Annotated in this window: 21 protein-coding genes and 1 tRNA gene; all 22 read right to left on the minus strand. The window is 60.6% G+C overall.

What is annotated here, in order from left to right:
• Positions 1–7 precede the first annotated feature (7 nt).
• On the minus strand, positions 8–700 hold the full coding sequence (locus AC07OK_RS02675; RefSeq protein ID WP_494688837.1) for a hypothetical protein: 693 nt from the start codon (positions 698–700) through the stop codon (positions 8–10).
• Positions 697–1251 (minus strand): NUDIX domain-containing protein, encoded by a 555-nt coding sequence (locus tag AC07OK_RS02680; protein WP_494688838.1) that lies wholly within the window; start codon positions 1249–1251, stop codon positions 697–699. Before AC07OK_RS02680 ends, AC07OK_RS02675 begins: the two co-directional genes overlap by 4 nt.
• 33 nt (positions 1252–1284) lie before the next feature.
• Complete coding sequence (locus AC07OK_RS02685; protein ID WP_217944343.1) at positions 1285–1590, minus strand: DUF2818 family protein; 306 nt, start codon at positions 1588–1590, stop codon at positions 1285–1287.
• On the minus strand, positions 1590–3095 hold the full coding sequence (gene nuoN, locus AC07OK_RS02690; RefSeq protein ID WP_494688839.1) for an NADH-quinone oxidoreductase subunit NuoN: 1506 nt from the start codon (positions 3093–3095) through the stop codon (positions 1590–1592). Before nuoN ends, AC07OK_RS02685 begins: the two co-directional genes overlap by 1 nt.
• A 16-nt stretch (positions 3096–3111) precedes the next feature.
• A complete protein-coding gene (locus AC07OK_RS02695) occupies positions 3112–4614 on the minus strand; it encodes an NADH-quinone oxidoreductase subunit M (protein WP_494688840.1) in 1503 nt (500 codons plus the stop codon).
• Positions 4615–4645: 31 nt separating this feature from the next.
• Entirely contained in the window at positions 4646–6733 is a 2088-nt protein-coding gene (gene nuoL, locus AC07OK_RS02700; protein ID WP_494688841.1) for an NADH-quinone oxidoreductase subunit L, read from the minus strand.
• 48 nt (positions 6734–6781) lie between these two features.
• Positions 6782–7090, minus strand: a complete 309-nt coding sequence (gene nuoK, locus AC07OK_RS02705) for an NADH-quinone oxidoreductase subunit NuoK (protein ID WP_494688842.1) — start codon at positions 7088–7090, stop codon at positions 6782–6784.
• Positions 7087–7725: an NADH-quinone oxidoreductase subunit J gene (locus AC07OK_RS02710; protein WP_494688843.1), complete on the minus strand. Its 639-nt coding sequence runs from the start codon at positions 7723–7725 to the stop codon at positions 7087–7089. The genes nuoK and AC07OK_RS02710 overlap by 4 nt, the downstream gene beginning before the upstream one ends.
• A 73-nt stretch (positions 7726–7798) precedes the next feature.
• Positions 7799–8287 carry an NADH-quinone oxidoreductase subunit NuoI gene (gene nuoI, locus AC07OK_RS02715; protein WP_020702142.1) on the minus strand — a complete coding sequence of 163 codons (489 nt, stop codon included), beginning with the start codon at positions 8285–8287 and terminating at the stop codon, positions 7799–7801.
• A 12-nt stretch (positions 8288–8299) separates the two neighbouring features.
• A complete protein-coding gene (gene nuoH, locus AC07OK_RS02720; RefSeq protein WP_494688844.1) occupies positions 8300–9382 on the minus strand; it encodes an NADH-quinone oxidoreductase subunit NuoH in 1083 nt (360 codons plus the stop codon).
• A complete protein-coding gene (gene nuoG / locus AC07OK_RS02725) occupies positions 9382–11703 on the minus strand; it encodes an NADH-quinone oxidoreductase subunit NuoG (RefSeq protein ID WP_494688845.1) in 2322 nt (773 codons plus the stop codon). The genes nuoH and nuoG overlap by 1 nt, the downstream gene beginning before the upstream one ends.
• Before the next feature lie 22 nt (positions 11704–11725).
• A complete protein-coding gene (nuoF, locus tag AC07OK_RS02730; RefSeq protein ID WP_008450345.1) occupies positions 11726–13021 on the minus strand; it encodes an NADH-quinone oxidoreductase subunit NuoF in 1296 nt (431 codons plus the stop codon).
• A complete protein-coding gene (gene nuoE, locus AC07OK_RS02735; RefSeq protein ID WP_332852564.1) occupies positions 13018–13497 on the minus strand; it encodes an NADH-quinone oxidoreductase subunit NuoE in 480 nt (159 codons plus the stop codon). Before nuoE ends, nuoF begins: the two co-directional genes overlap by 4 nt.
• 9 nt (positions 13498–13506) lie before the next feature.
• Complete coding sequence (locus tag AC07OK_RS02740) at positions 13507–14760, minus strand: NADH-quinone oxidoreductase subunit D (RefSeq protein ID WP_020702138.1); 1254 nt, start codon at positions 14758–14760, stop codon at positions 13507–13509.
• A gap of 4 nt (positions 14761–14764) precedes the next feature.
• Positions 14765–15355: an NADH-quinone oxidoreductase subunit C gene (locus AC07OK_RS02745; RefSeq protein ID WP_494688846.1), complete on the minus strand. Its 591-nt coding sequence runs from the start codon at positions 15353–15355 to the stop codon at positions 14765–14767.
• 18 nt (positions 15356–15373) lie between these two features.
• On the minus strand, positions 15374–15850 hold the full coding sequence (locus AC07OK_RS02750; protein ID WP_008450353.1) for a NuoB/complex I 20 kDa subunit family protein: 477 nt from the start codon (positions 15848–15850) through the stop codon (positions 15374–15376).
• A gap of 3 nt (positions 15851–15853) precedes the next feature.
• The gene (locus AC07OK_RS02755) at positions 15854–16213 is read right to left on the minus strand and encodes an NADH-quinone oxidoreductase subunit A (protein ID WP_116988038.1); all 360 of its coding nucleotides are present in this window, start codon (positions 16211–16213) and stop codon (positions 15854–15856) included.
• A 172-nt stretch (positions 16214–16385) separates the two neighbouring features.
• Positions 16386–16470: transfer RNA gene (locus AC07OK_RS02760), tRNA-Leu, on the minus strand.
• A gap of 204 nt (positions 16471–16674) precedes the next feature.
• A complete protein-coding gene (gene secG, locus AC07OK_RS02765) occupies positions 16675–17088 on the minus strand; it encodes a preprotein translocase subunit SecG (protein WP_494688847.1) in 414 nt (137 codons plus the stop codon).
• A 60-nt stretch (positions 17089–17148) separates the two neighbouring features.
• Positions 17149–17895, minus strand: coding sequence for a triose-phosphate isomerase (tpiA, locus tag AC07OK_RS02770; RefSeq protein WP_494688848.1), 747 nt, complete (start codon positions 17893–17895; stop codon positions 17149–17151).
• A gap of 110 nt (positions 17896–18005) precedes the next feature.
• Positions 18006–18986 carry an NAD(P)H-quinone oxidoreductase gene (locus AC07OK_RS02775; RefSeq protein ID WP_494688849.1) on the minus strand — a complete coding sequence of 327 codons (981 nt, stop codon included), beginning with the start codon at positions 18984–18986 and terminating at the stop codon, positions 18006–18008.
• Positions 18987–19032: 46 nt separating this feature from the next.
• Complete coding sequence (locus tag AC07OK_RS02780; RefSeq protein WP_494688850.1) at positions 19033–19641, minus strand: tetratricopeptide repeat protein; 609 nt, start codon at positions 19639–19641, stop codon at positions 19033–19035.
• Positions 19642–19653: the final 12 nt, after the last annotated feature.

Consider the following 19653-nt stretch of genomic DNA (forward strand, 5'->3'; position numbering starts at 1 on the left):
TGTTCAATTATTTATGGCGGCGCAGCAGGATGGCGCCGATCTCGCCGTCGCAGACCTTGCCCAGACGGGCGTATTCGTCCGGCGAGTCGATCTCCGCCTGCTTCGCCTTGCCCTTGTCAAATTCATCCCGGATGAACGGGAACCAGCTGCCGTTGATCTCGTGCTCCAGCGCCGACATCGCGGTGCCGGACGGCGCGTACAGCGGCTTGGCTTCGAAGCGCTTGTTCAAGGCGTCGCGCACAACCTGCTCCACGCGCGCCAGGTTTTCCATATACGCCTGCATATGACGCTGCTCGTGTTCGAGGATCGCCGTGTACGCGCAACTGCCGGGCGCGAACTCGTTGCCGACATAGATCAGCACCGGCGAATAATTCAGCTTCAATTCCACGCGCGGCGCGATGCACTCGTAGCCGCTGACGGGGTCCTGCAAAATCTGGCCGCCCAGGTCGACCGTGTACTGGCCCTTGGTCACGGTCAAGCCGAGCGTCACCATCTTGTTATCGATGCTGCCGTACTTCGAGGTCAAGGCGCGGTATGGCAGCTGGTTGTTGATGGTGTAGCCGTTCTGCTTGGCCGACAGCACCGACACCGTCTTCGCAATCGTATCCTCGCAACGGATCTGGAACGGCGTGCGCTGCGCGTCGGCGCTTGCCGTGCCGCTGGCCAGCAGGCCCAGACAGAGGAGGATGACGAGCTTCATAGCGTCCAGTCGCCCGCGCGCAGCTTGTCCAGCCAGAAGATGCCGATGACGGTTTTGACGTCGGTGACTTTCCCTTCGCGCACCCATTGCAGCAGCTCGTCGATGGTGGCGGTGAAGGTTTCGAGGAACTCGCCGTCGTCCAGCTTCTGCGGGCCGGCCTTGAGGCCGCGCGCCAGGTACAGGTCCAGGTGCTCGTCCGAATAGGCGATGGCGTTGTGGATCTTGGTGACGAACTGCCACTCGCTGGCGGTGTAGCCGGTTTCCTCTTCCAGTTCACGCTTGGCGCTGGCCAGCGGGTCCTCGTTATGGTCGATTTTACCGGCCGGGAATTCGATGAACACCTGATGCAGCGGATAGCGGTACTGGCGTTCCATCAGCACGGTGCCGTCGTCCAGCAGCGGCAGGATCACCACGGCGCCAGGGTGCAGCACGTATTCGCGCGCGGTGTGTTTGCCGTCAGGGAGAGCGATGGTGTCGCGTTGGACTTTGAGGAAGTGGCCGTTGTAGACCAGTTCACCGTCGATACGGGTTTCTTTGAGATGCTTGTCCATGCCTGCTCCACGTCGTTGAAGAACGATAGTGTATCAGCCGTGACGCTTGCGCAGGTAGCGGACAATGAATCCCGGGAAGCCCAGGACGAGGAAGATGCAGGCGGCGATTGCGTAGAATTCCCACGTCTGCGGGAAGCGGTTGCCGATCTGCGCTTCGAGGGCGAAGCCGATGCCGCCAACGACAAAGTACAGCACCGCCATTTCCGCCAGCCGCACGTACAGCGGCTTGCGGGGCCACTTGATGGCCACCAGTGCGAATACTTTGTCATTAAAAAACGGCAGGTTGGCGGCCACCAGTGCAGCGGCGATCACCAACCAGCTTGCGACGGAAACATCCATCAGGTGTTCAGCGTCAGCGTGATGGCTTTCAGGCAGGCCGCCAGCAACGGGCCTGGCAGCAGGCCCAGAGCGATGATGGCGACGCCGTTCAGGCTCAGTGCGAAGCTCATGTCGCCCTTGACCACGATCGGTGCGTTGTCGGTCGGTTCATCGAACCACATCATCTTGACCACGCGCAGGTAGTAGAACGCGCCGATCAACGAGAACATCACCGCCACGACGGTCAGCCAGATCTGGCCGGTGCCCAGGACTGCGGTCAGCACCGAGAACTTGGCGGCAAAGCCCATCATCGGCGGCACGCCGGCCAGCGAGAACAACAGGATCGACATCACGACAGCGAACCAGCCGTTACGCTTGCTCAGGCCCTTGAAGTCGGCCAGGTTTTCCGCTTCGAAGCCGGCGCGCGACAACAGCATCAACACGCCGAAGCTGCCAATGGTGGTCAGCACGTAGGTGATGGTGTAGTACATCGCGGCGCTGTAGGCAGCGGCGGCGCCGGTACGGTCGGTGGTGCCGGCCACGCCAGCAAGCAGGCCAAGCAGCACGAAGCCCATTTGCGCGATGGTGGAGTAAGCCAGCATGCGCTTCAAGTTGGTCTGAGCGATAGCGGTCAGGTTACCAATGGCCAGCGACATTACCGCCAGCACCATCAGCATCTGCTGCCAATCGACTGCCATCGGCAGCAGGCCTTCCACCAGCAGGCGGATGCAGATGGCGAAAGTGGCGATCTTCGGTGCGCCGCCCAGCAGCAGGGTCACTGCGGTTGGCGAACCTTCATACACGTCCGGCACCCACATGTGGAACGGTACAGCACCCAGCTTGAACGCCAGGCCGGCGACCAGGAACACCAGGCCGAAGACCAGGATGGTCGGCTTGATGGTGCCGGCTGCGACTGCGGTTGCCACGTGGGCGATGTCCAGCGTGCCGGTCGCGCCGTACAGCATCGAGATACCGTACAACAGGAAACCGGATGCCAGCGCGCCCAGGATGAAGTACTTCATCGCGGCTTCGGTGGCCTTGTGGTTGTCGCGGCGGATCGCCACCAGCGCATACAGCGACAGCGACATCAGTTCCACGCCCAGGTACACGGACAGAAAGTTGGAGCCGGAGATCATGACCATCTGGCCCAGCGTGGCGAACAGCGCCAGCACGTAGAACTCGCCGCCCAGGTTACCGCTCAACATGCCGCGATCATCGGCGTATTGACGCGAGTAGACCAGCGTCAGGCCAACGGCCAGGTAGGTGAACAGCTTGAGCAGGTTCGACATCGGGTCGGACACGAACATGCCGTTGAAGGTGTAGACCGTGGTGCCGGCCGCGAAGTCGTGGTAGCTCAGGGCGGCGCAGACCAGTAGCGTCAGCAGCGACAGCGCATAGGTCACCGAGCGCTTACCCTGCGACAGGAACATATCGATCAACAGGATCGCGCAGGTGCCGACCAGCAGTGCGATTTCCGCGGACACCGGCACCATGTCGATAACTGTTTGTGGAAGTGGAGTAGTCATTTATGTGTTTCCGTTTTCAGTAAGGCAGCTTGCTGTGTGCAACGTGCGCCAGCAGGTCTGCAACCGAGGTTTGCATCGTGTCGGTGAATGGCGCTGGGTACAGGCCCATGAACAGCACGGCGACAGCCAGAATGCCCAGCATCAGGAATTCGCGGTTATTGAGGTCGACCAGTTCAGCCACATGGTGGTTGGCGACCTTGCCGAAGATGACGCGCTTGGCCATCCACAGCGAGTAGGCTGCGCCCAGGATCAGCGCGGTCGCGGCCAGCAGGCCGATCCAGAAGTTGAACTGGGTGGCGCCCAGGATCACCATGAACTCGCCGACGAAGCCGGAAGTCGCTGGCAGACCGCAGTTGGCCATCGAGAAGAAGATGAACAGCGCGGCGAACTTCGGCATCTTGTTGACGACACCACCGTAGTCGGCGATCTGGCGCGAGTGCGCCTGGTCGTACAGTACACCGATGCACAGGAACATCGCGCCGGAGATGAAGCCGTGCGAGATCATTTGCGCGATGGCGCCCTGGATGCCCATGTTATTGAAGATGAAGAAGCCCAGGGTGACGAAGCCCATGTGCGCGATCGACGAATAGGCGACCAGCTTTTTCATGTCCTTCTGGACCAGTGCGACCAGGCCAATGTAGATCACGGCGATCAGCGACAGGGTGATGACGAACGGCGCCATGTAGTGCGACGCATCCGGCACGATAGGCAGCGAGAATCGCAGGAAGCCATATGCACCCAGCTTCAGCATGATCGCGGCCAGCACGGCGGAACCGCCGGTAGGCGCTTCCACGTGGACGTCCGGCAGCCAGGTGTGGACCGGGAACATCGGCACCTTGACGGCGAAGGCCATGAAGAAGGCGATGAAGATGAAGATCTGCTCTTTCATCGTCAGGGCGATCTTGTGCCACATCAGGATGTCGAAGCTGCCGCCCGATGCCTTGTACAGGTAGATGATGGCGACCAGTGTCAACAGCGAACCGAAGAAGGTGTACAGGAAGAACTTGAACGACGCATACACGCGGTTATCGCCGCCCCAGATACCGATGATGATGTACATCGGGATCAGCGTGGCTTCGAAGAAGAAGTAGAACAGCAGGCCGTCCATGGCGCAGAACACGCCGATCATCAAACCGGACAGGATCAGGAAGGCGCCCATGTACTGCGCGACGCGCTTCTGGATCACCTGCCAGGCCGAGATCACGACGATCACGGTGATGAAGGCGGTCAGCGGCACGAACCACAGCGACAGGCCGTCGATGCCCAGCGAGTAATAGATGTTGAAGCGCTCGATCCACGGCGACTTCTCGACGAACTGCATACCGTGGGCGGCGTTGTTGAAGTGGACGATCAGCGGCAGCGTGGCCACGAAGCTGATGATGGAAGCGATCAGCGAACCAACGCGGACCAGGCCTGCATTGGAGTCGCGGCCCAGGGCCAGCACGATCAGGCCGAACAGGATCGGGAGCCAGATCGCCAGGCTCAGGAACGGAGGATAGGATGTAATTGACTGCATCATGGTTATCGTTATCTCTTTGCGTATCAGCTAATTAAGCGTGCCAAAACGGCAGGAAGTAGACCAGGAACCCCAGAATGCCGAGGATCATGACGAACGCATAGTGGTAGATGTAACCAGTCTGCGCCAGGCGGGTCAGCGACGAGAACCAAGCCACTACTTTGGCGCTGCCGTTGACCAGCAAGCCGTCGATCAGGGTCTTGTCGCCGATGTTCCAGAGGCCATTGCCCAGCATGCGCGCGCCGCCGGCGAATACCACCTCGTTGAACTTGTCCATGTAGTACTTGTTCTCCAGCAGCGTGTGCAGGAACTTGAACTTGTCGTAGAACCAGGCCGGTACGCGTGGATTGATCATGTAGCAGTAGTACGCCGATGCGACACCGGAGATGGCCAGCCACAGCGGCAGCGACGTCAGCGAATGGATCGCCATCGCCATCGGGCCGTGGAACTCGTGCGTCAGTTCTTCCATCGCCGGGTGGTTCTCGCCGAAGGCGATCACACCTTTGAAGAAGTCGCCGAACAGCATAGGACCGATGGTCAGGTAGCCAATGATGACCGAAGGAATGGCCAGCATCGCCAGCGGGAACCAGACCACGAATGGCGATTCATGCGGCTTCTGGCCTGGCTCCAGGCCGTGGTGGCCGTGGGCTTCTTCTTCGTCGTCGTGGCCATGATCGTCGTGACCGTGACCGTCGTCGTGGGCGGCTGCCGGAGCATGATGGTCGTCATGCGCATGGGCCTTGCCGAAACGCTCTTCGCCGTGGAACACCAGGAAGTACATGCGGAACGAGTAGAACGCGGTCACGAACACGCCAGCCAGCACGGCGAAGTTAGCGAAGCCTGCGCCCCAGATATGGGTCGCGGCGACGGCTTCGATGATCGAATCCTTCGAGTAGAAGCCCGAGAAGAACGGGGTGCCGATCAGCGCCAGGGAACCCAGCAAGGAAGTGATCCAGGTGATAGGCATGTACTTGCGCAGGCCGCCCATGTTGCGAATGTCCTGGTCGTGGTGCATGCCGATGATGACCGAACCGGCGCCCAGGAACAGCAGCGCTTTGAAGAATGCGTGGGTCATCAGGTGGAACACAGCCACCGAGTAAGCGGACGAACCCAGTGCCACGGTCATGTAGCCCAGCTGCGACAAGGTCGAGTAAGCGACCACGCGCTTGATGTCGTTCTGGATGATGCCCAGGAAGCCCATGAACAGCGCGGTGATCGAACCGATGACCAGGATGAACGACAGTGCGGTGTCCGACAGTTCGAACAGCGGCGACATGCGGGTCACCATGAAGATACCGGCGGTAACCATGGTCGCGGCGTGGATCAGTGCCGAGATCGGGGTTGGGCCTTCCATCGAGTCAGGCAGCCAGACGTGCAACGGGAACTGCGCCGACTTGCCCATCGCGCCGATGAACAGGCAGATACAGGCAACGGTCAGCAGCGCCCAGTCGGTGCCCGGCAGGGTCATCGCCATCAGCTGTTCCTTCTTGGCGAAGACTTCCTGATAGTCCATCGAACCGGCGTAGGCCAGCAGCAGGCCGATACCCAGGATGAAACCGAAGTCGCCGACGCGGTTGACCAGGAACGCCTTCATATTGGCCACGATCGCCGTTGGGCGGGTGTACCAGAAACCGATCAGCAGGTAGGAAACCAGGCCCACTGCTTCCCAACCGAAGAACAGTTGCAGGAAGTTGTTCGCCATGACCAGCATCAGCATCGAGAACGTGAACAGCGAGATGTAGGCGAAGAAGCGGTTATAGCCTTCGTCTTCGGCCATGTAGCCGATGGTGTAGATGTGCACCATCAGCGACACGAACGTCACCACGCACATCATCATCGCCGACAGCGCGTCGATCTGGAAGCCGATTTCCAGCTTCAGGCCGGCCACGGTCATCCAGTTGTAGACGGTGGCGTTGTAGTAGGCGCCGTTGACCACGTCGTTCAGCGTCAGCGCCGACAGAATGAAGGCAACCAGCACGCCCAAAATGGTCGCGGTGTGCGAGGTCTTGCGACCTACGACATTGCCGAAGAATTGAGTTCCTAACAAGCCCGCAATCGCGGCGCCGGCCAGCGGCGCCAAGGGTACGGCTAGCAGGAGATTAGGGTTAAGTGTAACCGCCATGATGAACCTTAATCGTTATTTTTCGAGGTTTGAACTTTAGCCACGGGATCAACCCTTCAGGCTATCGAGGTCTTCAACGTTGATGGTGTCCAGGTTACGGAACATCACCACCAGGATCGCGAGGCCGATTGCCGATTCAGCAGCCGCCACGGTCAAGATGAAGAACACAAAGATCTGCCCGGCCGCATCGCCCAGGTAGTGCGAGAACGCGATGAAGTTCATGTTCACTGCCAGCAGCATCAATTCGATGGCCATCAGCAGAACGATGATGTTCTTGCGGTTCAGGAAAATACCAACGATCGAGATCGCGAACAGTGTCGCGCCAAGAACGAGGTAGTGAGCGAGCGATAACGTCATGGTGCCTCCTTAACTTCTGCCGACCCGGCAGCGTCCTGGCCGCGCGTGGTCACCGGCGCGATCTTGACGATCTTCAGGCGGTCGTTACGCTTGACGCGTACGGCGTCCGCAGGGTCGAAATGTTTGGTGTCCTTGCGCTTGCGCAGGGTCAGCGCCACGGCGGCGATGATCGCGACCAGCAGGATGACGCCGGCGACTTCAAAGGCGTAGATGTATTTGGTGTAGATCAGGATGCCCAGTTCCTTGGTGCCGCCGATGTTGCCGGCGTTGACCGCCTGCTGGTCGAACGACAGGAAGGAGCGCCACAGCACGGCAGCCATTTCCAGCACGATGATGACGCCGACGAAGGACGCCAGCGGCAGGTAGCCCCAGAAGCCTTCTCGCATCTTGTCGGTGTCGATGTCGAGCATCATGACCACGAACAGGAACAGCACCATGACGGCGCCTACATAGACCAGTACCAGCACGATGGCGAGGAACTCAGCCTCCAGCAGCATCCAGATGCCGGCAGCCGAGAAGAACGCCAGCACCAGGAACAGTGCGGCGTGGACCGGATTGCGGGCCGTGATAACGCGCGTCGCAGCCAATATCATGATGGCTGAGAAGGCGTAGAACAAAGCAGTTTTAAATTCCATAACTAACCCAAGAGACGTACATTATTGATCGACACGCTGATGACGCCGGCCGAAGCCGGCGAATGTTCAACTATCAGCGGTAAGGAGCGTCCGCTGCGCGGGCTGCGGCGATCTCGTTTTCGTAACGATCGCCAACGGCCAGCAGCATCTCTTTCGTGTAGTACAGATCGCCGCGTTTCTCGCCGTGGTATTCCAGCACGTGCGTTTCAACGATCGAATCAACCGGGCACGACTCTTCGCAGAAACCGCAGAAGATGCACTTGGTCAGGTCAATGTCGTAACGCGTGGTGCGGCGCGAACCGTCGTCGCGCTGCTCGGATTCGATGGTGATCGCCATCGCCGGGCACACTGCTTCGCACAGTTTGCAGGCGATGCAGCGCTCTTCGCCATTCGGATAGCGGCGCAGGGCGTGCAGGCCGCGGAAGCGTGGCGACATTGGCGTCTTCTCTTCCGGGTACTGCACGGTGATCTTGCGCGAGAACATATACTTGCCCGTCAGCGCCATCCCTTTGATCAATTCGGTCAGCATGAAGCTGCCAATAAAGTCTTTTAAACGTTCCATTTTTTCCAGTCCTTACTTCCAGATATTCCAGGATGTCTGCATCCAGCCGGCCACGAACACCAGGTACACCAGCGTCAGAGGGATAAACACTTTCCAGCCCAGACGCATGATCTGGTCATAACGGTAGCGTGGGAAAGTACCGCGCACCCAGATGAAGACGGACACCAGGAAGAACGCCTTGGCGAACAACCAGAAGAAGCCGCCGAAACCGCCCCAGAATTCGAGGAAGGCAAACGGTGCGGACCAGCCGCCCAGGAACATGATCGAACCCAGGGTCGCGATCAAAATCATGTTGGCGTATTCGGCCAGCATGAACATGGCGTAGGCCATGCCCGAGTACTCGACCATGTGGCCGGCAACGATCTCGGACTCGCCCTCGACCACGTCGAACGGGTGACGGTTGCACTCCGCCAGGCCCGAGGTCAGGTAGACCACGAACAGCGGCAGCAGCGGCAGCCAGTTCCACGACAGGATGTTCAGGCCGTGTTCGGCGAACATGCCGCGTTGCTGTCCGGCGACGATGTCGCCGAAATTCAGCGAACCGGACACCATCAGCACGACCACCAGCACGAAGCCCATCGGGATTTCGTAGGAGATCATCTGGGCCGAGGCGCGCATCGCGCCCATGAACGAGTACTTCGAGTTGGACGCCCAGCCGGCGATGATGATGCCGTAGACTTCCATCGAGGTGATCGCCATCAGCAGCAGCAGGCCGGCGTTGACGTTGGCCAGCACGGCTTCTGCGCCGAAAGGCACCACCGCCCATGCGGCCAGCGCCGGCATGATGGTCATGATCGGACCGATCACGAACAGGCCGCGGTTGGCCTTGGCCGGGGTGATGATTTCTTTAAACAGAAGCTTGAGCGCATCGGCGATCGGCTGCAGCAGGCCCATCGGACCAACGCGGTTGGGACCGACGCGGATCTGGATCCAGCCGATGAACTTACGTTCCCACAGCGTCAGATAGGCAACCAGGCCCATCAGCGGCAGCAGCACGACGATAACGCGGATCAGCGCCCAGGCCAGCGGCCAGAACTGCCCCAGCGTTTGCGCGCCGGTGGCATTGATGGTATTGACGAATTCAGGCAGAGCCATTATTTACCCTCCCCTGCTTTTTCAACGGTGATGGAACCGAACATGCCGCCCAGTGCAGCGGTCGACGCGTGAGCGGCGGCGACACGGACTGCGTTGGCTGGCAGTTTGGCATCAACAGCGGCGACCAGGATCGCGCTGCCGGAACCTTGCGTGACCTTGACCTTGTCGCCGGCGGCGACACCCAGTTGCTGCGCCAGGGCGGTCGACAGGTGCGCTTTAGGCGCAGCCGCGTCGGCCATCTTTTGCAGCGACTCGGCGCGACGCACTACGGCGTCGGCGAAGTAGATAGGCACGTCGGTGATACGTTCCGTACCGGTGGAAGCAGCGGAGGCTGCAACGACAGCTTGCTTGGTGGTGTTGTTCAGCTTGGCCGACAGATCGGTCACGCCGGCACCCAGCACTTCGTCGCGGATCGCTTCGGAAGTGTCGTAGTCGAAACCGGACAGGCCGAGGATGTTACCCAGCACGCGCAGCACTTTCCACGCAGGGCGGGTTTCCAGCAGCGGCTTGACGGTGCCATTGAAGCTTTGCGCGCGGCCTTCGCAGTTGACGAAGGTGCCCGAGGTTTCGCTGAATGGCGAAACCGGCAGCAATACGTCGGCGTAGTCCATGCCGTGCTTGTAAGCCGACATGACGACAACCATCTCCGCGTGTTTCAGTGCGGCGGCGGCGGCTTGCGGGTTGTGTGCGTCCAGCTCAGGCTCGGCGTTCAGCAGCACGTAGGCTTGCTTCTGCTCGGAGAACACCGGGGCCTTGGCGCCGTTGGCGTTGACGATGTAAGCGCCGACGGTGTTGGCGGCTTCGGTCAAGTAGCCCAGCTTGGCGCCGGTTTGTTCGGCGATCCATTGTGCTGCGGCGTGCAGCGCGGCGGCCTGTGGGTGCTGCGTTGCCGCGTTACCCAGGAAGACGGCCTTGTTCTCGCCAGAGATCAGCGAAGCGGCGATCGCGCTGGCGACGTCGGAAGCTTGTACGCCTTCGAAGCCGGCCGGTGCTGCCACTTCCTTGGCTTTAGCAACAGCGACAACCACTTGCGACAGTGCCGACAGCCACTCCGACGGAGCCACGATCATCTTGTTCGCGATGTTCATCAGCTGGTCGTCGTCGCTTGCGTGCAGGATCGACAGCTTGGCGCCGCCCTTCACTGCCGTGCGCAGACGGGTAGCCAACAACGGGTGATCCTTGCGCAGGAACGAGCCGATGACGAAGGCGCGATTCAGCTGACCGAACTCGGTGATCGACATGCCCAGCCAAGGGGTCACATCGCTCAGCGAGAAGTCGCTGTGACGCAGGCGCGTGTCAACGCTGTCCGAGCCCATGGCGCGGGTCAGCTTTTGCAGCAGGTGCAGTTCTTCCAGCGTCGAGTGCGGCGTGGCCAGTGCGGCCAGCGCGTTGGCGCCGTGTTCGTGCTTGATGTTCTTCAGGCCGTGCGCGACGTATTCCAGCGCGGTCTGCCAGTCGACTTCTTTCCACTCGCCGCCCTGCTTCAGCATCGGCTGGGTCAGACGGTCGGCGGCTTCCAGGCCTTCGTACGAGAAGCGGTCCTTGTCGGAAATCCAGCACTCGTTGACGGCGTCGTTTTCCAGCGGCAGCACGCGCTTGACCTTGCCGCCCTTGACCTGAACGATCAGGTTGGCGCCCAGGCCGTCGTGCGGCGAGACCGATTTGCGACGCGACAGTTCCCACGAACGGGCGCTGTAGCGGAACGGCTTCGACGTCAGCGCGCCTACCGGGCACAGGTCGATCATGTTGCCGGACATCTCAGAGTTGACGGTCTGGCCGACGAACGCGGTGATTTCCGAGTGTTCGCCGCGGCCGATCATGCCCAGTTCCATCACGCCGGCCACTTCCTGGCCGAAACGTACGCAACGGGTGCACTGGATGCAGCGCGCCATCTCCTGCATGGAGACCAGCGGGCCGGCATCTTTCGGCACGACGACGCGCTTGTCTTCTTCGTAGCGCGATTCGCTCTTGCCGTAGCCGACTGCCAAGTCTTGCAACTGGCACTCGCCGCCCTGATCGCAGATCGGGCAGTCCAGCGGGTGGTTAATCAGCAGGAATTCCATAACGGACTTCTGTGCCTGTACGGCCTTGTCCGAAGCGGAGCGCACAATCATGCCTGCCGAGACCGGCGTTGCGCATGCTGGCAAAGGCTTGGGGGCCTTTTCCACTTCGACGAGGCACATACGGCAGTTCGCAGCGATCGACAATTTCTTGTGATAGCAGAAGTGCGGAATGTAGGTTCCCAATTTGTTGGCGGCGTCCATCACCATGCTACCAGCAGGGACTTCGACTTTTTTGCCGTCTATTTCGATTTCAACCATGGTGATCGTTACCTGACGCAGCTTAGATGTAAGCGGGCACTAAGCAATGCTTGTGCTCGACGTGATATTCAAATTCTTCGCGGAATTGCTTGATGAACGCGCGCATCGGCATCGCCGCGGCATCGCCCAGCGCGCAAATGGTGCGGCCCTGGATGTTGTCGCAGATCGAGTTCAGCACGTCCAGGTCCGAAGGACGTCCCTGGCCGTTTTCGATGCGGTGAATCATGCGGTACATCCAACCCGTGCCTTCGCGGCATGGGGTGCACTGGCCGCACGACTCTTCAAAGTAGAAGTAAGCCAGACGCTCCATTGCCTTGACCATGCAACGCGTTTCATCCATGACGATGACGGCGCCCGAACCGAGCATCGAGCCAGCTTTGGCGATCGAGTCGTAGTCCAGGTCGGTGTTCATCATCAGTTCGCCGCGGATCACCGGAGCGGACGAGCCGCCGGGGATCACAGCCTTGATCTTTTTGCCGCCGCGCATGCCGCCAGCCAGTTCCAGCAGTTTGGCGAACGGGGTGCCCAGCGGGACCTCGTAGTTGCCCGGCAGTTCAACGTCGCCCGAGATCGAGAAGATCTTCGAGCCGCCGTTGTTCGGACGTCCCATGCCCAGGTACTTTTCAGGACCCATGTTCAGGATGAACGGAACCGCCGCGAACGTCTCGGTGTTGTTGATGGTGGTCGGCTTGCCGTACAGGCCGAACGACGCTGGGAAAGGCGGCTTGAAGCGCGGCTGGCCTTTTTTGCCCTCCAGCGATTCCAGCAGCGCGGTTTCCTCGCCGCAGATGTAGGCGCCATAGCCATGGTGCGCGTGCAGCTGGAAGCTGAACTCGCTGCCCATGATCTTGTCGCCCAGGAAGCCGGCGGCGCGCGCCTCTTCCAGCGCATCTTCAAACTGGGTGTAGACCTCGAAGATCTCGCCGTGGATGTAGTTGTAGCCCACGGTGATGCCCATGGCGTAAGCGCCAATGGCCATGCCCTCGATCAGCGCATGCGGGTTGTAGCGCATGATGTCGCGGTCCTTGAAAGTGCCCGGCTCGCCCTCATCTGAGTTGCATACCAGGTACTTCTGGCCCGGGAACTGGCGTGGCATGAAGCTCCACTTCAGGCCGGTAGGGAAACCGGCGCCGCCACGGCCGCGCAACGACGACGCTTTCAGGTCGGCGATGATTTGTTCCGGGGTGATCTTCTCTTCGAGGATCTTGCGCAGGGCGCTGTAGCCACCGCGCTTGACGTAATCTTCCAGGTGCCAGTTCTTGCCGTCCAGGCCGGCGAGAATGACTGGGTCGATGTGACGATTGTGGAGTGACGTCATTTCTTCAACTCCTCCACCAGGGTGTCAATCTTGTCGTTGGACATGAAGCTGCACATGCGCTGATCGTTCACCAGCATCACCGGCGCGTCGCCGCAAGCGCCCATGCACTCGCCTTCCACCAGCGTGAAGGCGCCGTCGTCCGTGGTGCCACGGAAGTCGATGCCCAGCTTTTCCTTCAGGTGGTTGGCGGCGCGCACGCCGCCCGACAAGGCGCATGGCAGGTTGGTGCACACCGAAATCTTGTGCTTGCCGACCGGCTTCAGGTTGTACATATTGTAGAAAGTCGCGACTTCCTGCACGGCGATGGCCGGCATGCGGATGTAGTCGGCCAACTCGGCCATCACGTCCGACGAGATCCAACCCAGTTCAACCTGGGCGTGGGCCAGCGAGGCCATCACGGCCGACTGACGCTGGTCGGCCGGATACTTGGCCAACTCGCGGTCGATTTTTTTGTAGCACTGCTCTGATAACAACATACTTTTTCCTTAGCGGTCGATACTGCCGAACACGATATCTTGCGTACCGATGATGGTCACGGCGTCGGCAATCATGTGGCCGCGCGCCATTTCATCCAGCGATTGCAAGTGCGCGTAATCGGGAGCGCGCAGCTTCATGCGGTATGGCTTGTTGGCGCCATCGGAAATCAGATAGATGCCGAACTCGCCCTTCGGATGCTCCACCGCGCTGTACGCTTCGCCCGGCGGCACGTGGAAGCCCTCGGTGAACAGCTTGAAGTGGTGAATCAGCGATTCCATATTGGTCTTCATGTCGACGCGGCCCGGAGGCGCCACCTTGCGGTTGTCGGTCATGACCGGACCCGGATTGTTGCGCAGCCATTCCACGCACTGCTTGATGATCTTGTTCGACTGGCGCAGTTCTTCCACGCGCACCAGGTAGCGGTCGTAGCAGTCGCCGTTGGTGCCGATCGGCACGTCGAAGTCCATCAGGTCGTACACTTCGTACGGCTGGTGCTTGCGCAGATCCCATTCGATGCCCGAACCGCGCAGCATGGCGCCGGTGAAGCCCATCGCCAGCGCATCTTCCGGGGCGACCACGCCGATGCCGACGGTCCGTTGCTTCCAGATACGGTTGTCGGTCAACAGCGTTTCGTATTCGTCGACATAGGTCGGGAAACGGCCGGTGAACGCTTCGATGAAGTCCAGCAGCGAACCCTGGCGGTGTTCGTTCAGGCCGGCGACGGCCTTGGCCGAGCGGATGATCGATGGCTTGTGCTGCGGCATCGCGTCCGGCAGGTCGCGATAGACGCCGCCCGGACGGTAGTAGGCCGCGTGCATGCGCGCGCCCGACACCGCTTCGTAGCAGTCGAACAGGTCTTCGCGGTCGCGGAAGCAGTACAGGAACGGGCCCATGGCGCCGACGTCGAGCGCGTGCGCGCCCAGCCACATCAGGTGGTTCAGGATGCGGGTGATCTCGTCGAACATCACGCGGATGTATTGCGCGCGCAGCGGCACTTCCAGGCCCAGCAGCTTCTCGATCGCCATCACGTAGGCGTGCTCGTTGCACATCATCGAGACGTAGTCGAGGCGGTCCATATACGGCACGGACTGCAGGTAGGTCTTCTGTTCGGCCAGCTTCTCGGTGCCGCGGTGCAGCAGGCCGATGTGCGGGTCGGCACGCTGGATGACTTCGCCGTCCAGCTCCAGCACCAGGCGCAGCACGCCGTGCGCGGCCGGGTGTTGCGGACCGAAGTTCAGGGTGTAGTTCTTAATTTCAGCCATTGTTTTACTTCCCGTAGTTTTCTTCGCGGATCACGCGAGGCACGTTTTCACGCGGCTCGATGGTGACCGGCTGGTAGATCACGCGCTTCTGCTCGGGGTCGTAACGCATTTCGACATAGCCCGATACCGGGAAGTCCTTGCGGAACGGATGGCCGATGAAACCGTAGTCGGTCAGGATGCGGCGCAGGTCGTTGTGACCTTCGAACAGGATGCCGAACATGTCGAACGCTTCGCGCTCGTACCAGTTGACGGCGCGCCACAGCGGGATCAGCGACGGCAGCAGCGGCATCTCGTCGTCGGCGCAGAACGCGCGCACGCGCACGCGCCAGTTGTGCTTGACGGACAGCAGATGGACGACCACTGCGAATCGCAGGCCGTCCCAGGCGCCTTCACCGTAGTTCAGGTAATCGACGCCGGCCAGGTCGATCATCTGATCGAAGCCCAGCGACTGGTCGTCGCGCAGCGTTTGCATCACGCCGTAGTAGTCGGCGGCTTTCACGACCAGCGTGATTTCGCCCAACGCCACGGTCGTGGAAACGCGATCGCCCAGGGCTGTGCCGAGGGCGGTTTGCAGTTGCTCTAAATGTGTAGTCATATTCTTGAAGCGACCCCGTTAGCGTGCGATCGTATTGGTGCGCTTGATCTTGTTTTGCAGCTGCATGATGCCGTACAGCAGAGCCTCAGCCGTCGGCGGGCAGCCCGGCACATAGACGTCCACAGGTACGATGCGGTCGCAACCGCGCACCACGGAGTAGGAGTAGTGATAGTAGCCGCCGCCGTTGGCGCAGGAGCCCATCGAGATGACCCAGCGCGGTTCCGGCATCTGGTCGTAGACCTTGCGCAGCGCGGGCGCCATCTTGTTGCACAGCGTGCCGGCCACGATCATCACGTCGGACTGACGTGGCGATGGACGGAACACCACGCCGAAGCGGTCCATGTCGTAACGGGCTGCGCCCACGTGCATCATTTCGACCGCACAGCATGCCAGACCGAACGTCATCGGGAACATCGAACCCGTACGCGCCCAGTTGATCAGCTTGTCGGCCGAGGTGGTGATGAAACCTTCGTTTAATACGCCTTCAATAGCCATGGCTTATTCCCAATCAAGGGCACCTTTCTTCCAGATATACCAAAAACCGACGACGAATTCAGCGATGAAGCTCATCATCACCAGGAATCCGTTCCAGCCCAGTTCGCGCATGGATACGCCCCACGGGAAGAAGAATGCCGTTTCCAGATCGAACAAAATAAAGAGGATTGCGACGAGGTAGTAACGCACGTCGAATTTCATGCGCGCGTCTTCGAACGCTTCGAAGCCGCATTCATACGGGGAGAGCTTGGCCGCATCTGGCTTGTTAGGCCCAAGGATGTGGCCCAGAACTTGGGGAGCGATGCCTACGCCGAGACCGACGAGGATGAACAACAGGACGGGGAGATAATTTTCGAGGTTCACGATTGATGAGCTTATATTGAACGGTCGGTTAAAAGGACACACTGCGGTGCTCTGCGGTGCTCTTAACGTTCGTCCCAATCGTAAAACTGCTTAGACCAGGATCGAACGACACATCCTCGTAAAAAAGCCAGCTCAGGTACACTTCGGTGCTCCCTTGCTGGCCTTAGATTTCTGGTGCCGACGACGAGACTCGAACTCGTACAGCTTGCGCCACTACCCCCTCAAGATAGCGTGTCTACCAATTTCACCACGTCGGCGTAAGGCCGCTATTCTACTGTGTTTTCACGCGGTTGTTAATCCGTATTGCGCCAAAACAAGAAGAAAAACGATAAATCTTTGCTTCTTTTCACTCTGAATTGTTTTTCTAGCTTGCAACGCTAATGTACTGCCAAAACAATGAGCAAACAACTTAAAAAGTTGCTAAGGGAACTGCTGAACTTCACAACTAGTTCATTATTATATTACTTTGGGATCGAAGCTGCAGGACCCGTCGCTGCCGGAGCGGCTGGCGCCACTGGCGCAGCGGCAGGTGCCGCTGGTGCGGTAGGGATGGCTGCCGCGCCGGTTGCTGGAACCGGCGCTGGCGCGGCCGGCAGGGCCTTGTCCATCACGCCGCCGCTGACAGCGCCGCTGCCGTGCTGGGTCGAGATGTAGGACAGGGCCAAGGTGGCGCTGAAGAAGATCGCGGCGGCAACGCCGGTCGACTTGGACATGAAGTTCGACGAACCGGTCGCGCCGAACAGGCTGCCCGAAGCGCCCGAACCGAAGGCCGCGCCCATATCGGCACCCTTACCATGCTGCAGCAATACCAGGCCAATAATGCTAATTGCGGAAATGACCTGCACTACGATAACCAGATTGAACAAGGAGTTCATGTTATTCCATTCAAAAATAAGAGATTTGTATCGTTTTGTTTCTACAGCTAAGTTTATGCACTACACGGCTTGGATAATCCCGAGGAAATCCGCCGCCTTTAATGCGGCGCCGCCTATCAGGCCGCCGTCGATGTCCGGCTGGGCCATCAATTCTTTTGCATTGTCCGGCTTCATGCTGCCGCCGTACAGGATCTGCACGCCGGCCGCGACCGGCGCATTCTTTTGTGCCATGCGCGCGCGCAGGAAAGCGTGCGCGTCCTGGGCGATTTGCGGCGTCGCCGTCTTGCCGGTGCCGATAGCCCAGACCGGCTCGTAAGCGACCACGATCCTGACCAGGTCGTCGGCGACTATCACATCCAGCACCGCCTGCAGCTGTCCGCAGATGACCGCTTCAGTCTCTCCTGCTTCGCGCTGTTCCAGCGTTTCACCCACGCAGACTACCGGCGTCAGGCCGGCGGCCAGCGCCGCGACGGTCTTCTGCGCCACCAGTTCGCTGCTTTCCTTGTGGTAGGCGCGGCGCTCGGAATGGCCGCACAGCACGTAGCGGGAGCCGAAATCGACCAGCATGCCGGCCGAGACTTCCCCCGTGTAGGCGCCGCTGGCGTGGACCGACAGATCCTGTCCGCCCCACGCGAGCGGGCTATCTTGCAGTTCAGCCTGGCACTGGGCCAGGTATGGGGCCGGCACGCACACGGCGCAATCGGCGCCAAAGTCGTTCAGGCCGGCCAGTATTCCGGACAACAGTGCCGTATTGCCGGCGCGGTTGCCGTTCATTTTCCAGTTGCCGATGACGAGTTTGCGACGCATAGTAGCCTAAAATTCAATAACCCGCTATTTTAACGCGAGGCTGGAAGCCCGGTCAAACCAGCGGGCTCCGGCCGAGCCCCGCAAATGGTGAAAATGCTACGGATTTTCGTTTAAATCACCTGCAACATGATCTTACCGACATGATTGCTGGTCTCCATCAGCGCATGCGCGGCGGCGGCCTGCTCCAGCGGGAACACTTCGTAGATCACCGGCTTGAGCTTTTTGGCTGCCATCAGCGGCCACACCTTGTCCAGCAGTTGCTTGGCGATCGCGCCCTTGAAGGCGGCCGAACGCGGCCGCAGCGTCGAACCGGTGATGGTCAACCGGCGGCGCAGCACCTGCCCCAGGTCCACCGTGGCCTTGCCGCCGCCCAGCGTGGCGATCAGCGCGATGCGGCCGTCGTCGGCCAGGCAGGAGATTTCACGCGGCACGTAATCGCCGCCCACCATGTCGAGGATGACGTCGGCGCCACGGTCGTTGGTCAGCGATTTGACGATGACGGCGAAATCCTCGGTCTTGTAGTTGATGCCGCGCTCGGCACCCAGCTGCATGCAGGCGGCCACCTTGTCGTCGCTGCCGGCGGTGGCGAACACGCGGTGGCCCAGCGCGCTGGCCAGCTGGATCGCCGTCACGCCGATGCCCGAGCTGCCGCCCTGCACCAGCAAGGTCTCGCCGGCGGCCAGGTGGGCGCGGTCGAACACATTGCTCCAGACGGTGAAATAATTTTCGGGAATGGTGGCCGCTTCCAGCATGCTCCAGCCCTTGGGAATAGGCAGCACTTGCTCCAACGGCGCGACCACGTATTCGGCATAGCCGCCGCCCTGCACCAGCGCGCAGACCTTGTCGCCGATGTCGAAGGTGGTGTAGTCGAGATCGCCGTCGACGATCTCGCCGGCCACTTCCAAGCCCGGCAGGTCGGAAGCGCCGGCCGGCGGCGCATAGTTGCCCATGCGCTGGAACACGTCGGGGCGGTTGACGCCGGCCGCGTGGACTTTGATCAGCACCTCGCCGCCTTTGACGACCGGCATCGGCCGCTCGCACAGTTTCAGGACATCGGCGGGGCCGGGATGGGTGATTTCAATCGCGCGCATGGCTCGCCCTCTCGTGAAGAAAGGGCGATTGTACGACAGCCGCCGATTAACCGCCGCCCGTACGCGATTGCTTGGGCAACGGCGTGTTCGGCCTCCAGGACGCCGACAGCGCCTGCCCCTCCTCGATCTGTTCCGGCGTCATGCTCTTGACCACGGCCGAACGCTGCTCGGCCGCGTTCATCGAACCGTTGGCCGCCGCCAGGTTCCACAGCATGTAGGCGATCACGTTATCCTGCGGCATGCCGGCCATGTGATAGCGGTACATCAGCCCCAGCGCCTGCTGCGCGTCCGGATGGCCCTGCTCGGCGGCCTTGCGGAACCAGGTGACCGCCTGCTTGTGGTCCTGGATCACCGCGTTGCCGGTGTAGTACATGGCGCCGACCACGTACTGCGCGTCGGCCTTGCCTTGCAGCGCGGCCTTGCGATGCCACTCCAGCGCCTGCTTGTAATCTTGCGGGACGCCGCGGCCCATGTAATACATCAAGCCCAGCAGGTGCTGGGCGTCCGGGTTGCCGGCCTTGGCCAACGGCGAGATCTCTTTCAAGGCCGCCGTGTAGTTCTTGTTGTTGTAGGCGGTAGCGCCTTCGGCGAATCCGGCCATCGCAGCCTGTTGCAGGCCTAGTGCGAGACTGATCGCTAGTATGAGTTTTTTCATGTCGCGTAGGTG

It is taken from the genome of Duganella sp. GW821-FHT07G03 (assembly GCF_059418605.1).

Bases quoted from the DNA above. Each gene is read 5' to 3' on its own strand.
- AC07OK_RS02675 (WP_494688837.1), bottom strand. From the start codon at position 700: ATGAAGCTCGTCATCCTCCTCTGTCTGGGCCTGCTGGCCAGCGGCACG.
- AC07OK_RS02680 (WP_494688838.1), bottom strand. From the start codon at position 1,251: ATGGACAAGCATCTCAAAGAAACCCGTATCGACGGTGAACTGGTCTAC.
- AC07OK_RS02685 (WP_217944343.1), bottom strand. From the start codon at position 1,590: ATGGATGTTTCCGTCGCAAGCTGGTTGGTGATCGCCGCTGCACTGGTG.
- nuoN (WP_494688839.1), bottom strand. From the start codon at position 3,095: ATGACTACTCCACTTCCACAAACAGTTATCGACATGGTGCCGGTGTCC.
- AC07OK_RS02695 (WP_494688840.1), bottom strand. From the start codon at position 4,614: ATGATGCAGTCAATTACATCCTATCCTCCGTTCCTGAGCCTGGCGATC.
- nuoL (WP_494688841.1), bottom strand. From the start codon at position 6,733: ATGGCGGTTACACTTAACCCTAATCTCCTGCTAGCCGTACCCTTGGCG.
- nuoK (WP_494688842.1), bottom strand. From the start codon at position 7,090: ATGACGTTATCGCTCGCTCACTACCTCGTTCTTGGCGCGACACTGTTC.
- AC07OK_RS02710 (WP_494688843.1), bottom strand. From the start codon at position 7,725: ATGGAATTTAAAACTGCTTTGTTCTACGCCTTCTCAGCCATCATGATA.
- nuoI (WP_020702142.1), bottom strand. From the start codon at position 8,287: ATGGAACGTTTAAAAGACTTTATTGGCAGCTTCATGCTGACCGAATTG.
- nuoH (WP_494688844.1), bottom strand. From the start codon at position 9,382: ATGGCTCTGCCTGAATTCGTCAATACCATCAATGCCACCGGCGCGCAA.
- nuoG (WP_494688845.1), bottom strand. From the start codon at position 11,703: ATGGTTGAAATCGAAATAGACGGCAAAAAAGTCGAAGTCCCTGCTGGT.
- nuoF (WP_008450345.1), bottom strand. From the start codon at position 13,021: ATGACGTCACTCCACAATCGTCACATCGACCCAGTCATTCTCGCCGGC.
- nuoE (WP_332852564.1), bottom strand. From the start codon at position 13,497: ATGTTGTTATCAGAGCAGTGCTACAAAAAAATCGACCGCGAGTTGGCC.
- AC07OK_RS02740 (WP_020702138.1), bottom strand. From the start codon at position 14,760: ATGGCTGAAATTAAGAACTACACCCTGAACTTCGGTCCGCAACACCCG.
- AC07OK_RS02745 (WP_494688846.1), bottom strand. From the start codon at position 15,355: ATGACTACACATTTAGAGCAACTGCAAACCGCCCTCGGCACAGCCCTG.
- AC07OK_RS02750 (WP_008450353.1), bottom strand. From the start codon at position 15,850: ATGGCTATTGAAGGCGTATTAAACGAAGGTTTCATCACCACCTCGGCC.
- secG (WP_494688847.1), bottom strand. From the start codon at position 17,088: ATGAACTCCTTGTTCAATCTGGTTATCGTAGTGCAGGTCATTTCCGCA.
- tpiA (WP_494688848.1), bottom strand. From the start codon at position 17,895: ATGCGTCGCAAACTCGTCATCGGCAACTGGAAAATGAACGGCAACCGC.
- AC07OK_RS02775 (WP_494688849.1), bottom strand. From the start codon at position 18,986: ATGCGCGCGATTGAAATCACCCATCCCGGCCCCGCCGATGTCCTGAAA.
- AC07OK_RS02780 (WP_494688850.1), bottom strand. From the start codon at position 19,641: ATGAAAAAACTCATACTAGCGATCAGTCTCGCACTAGGCCTGCAACAG.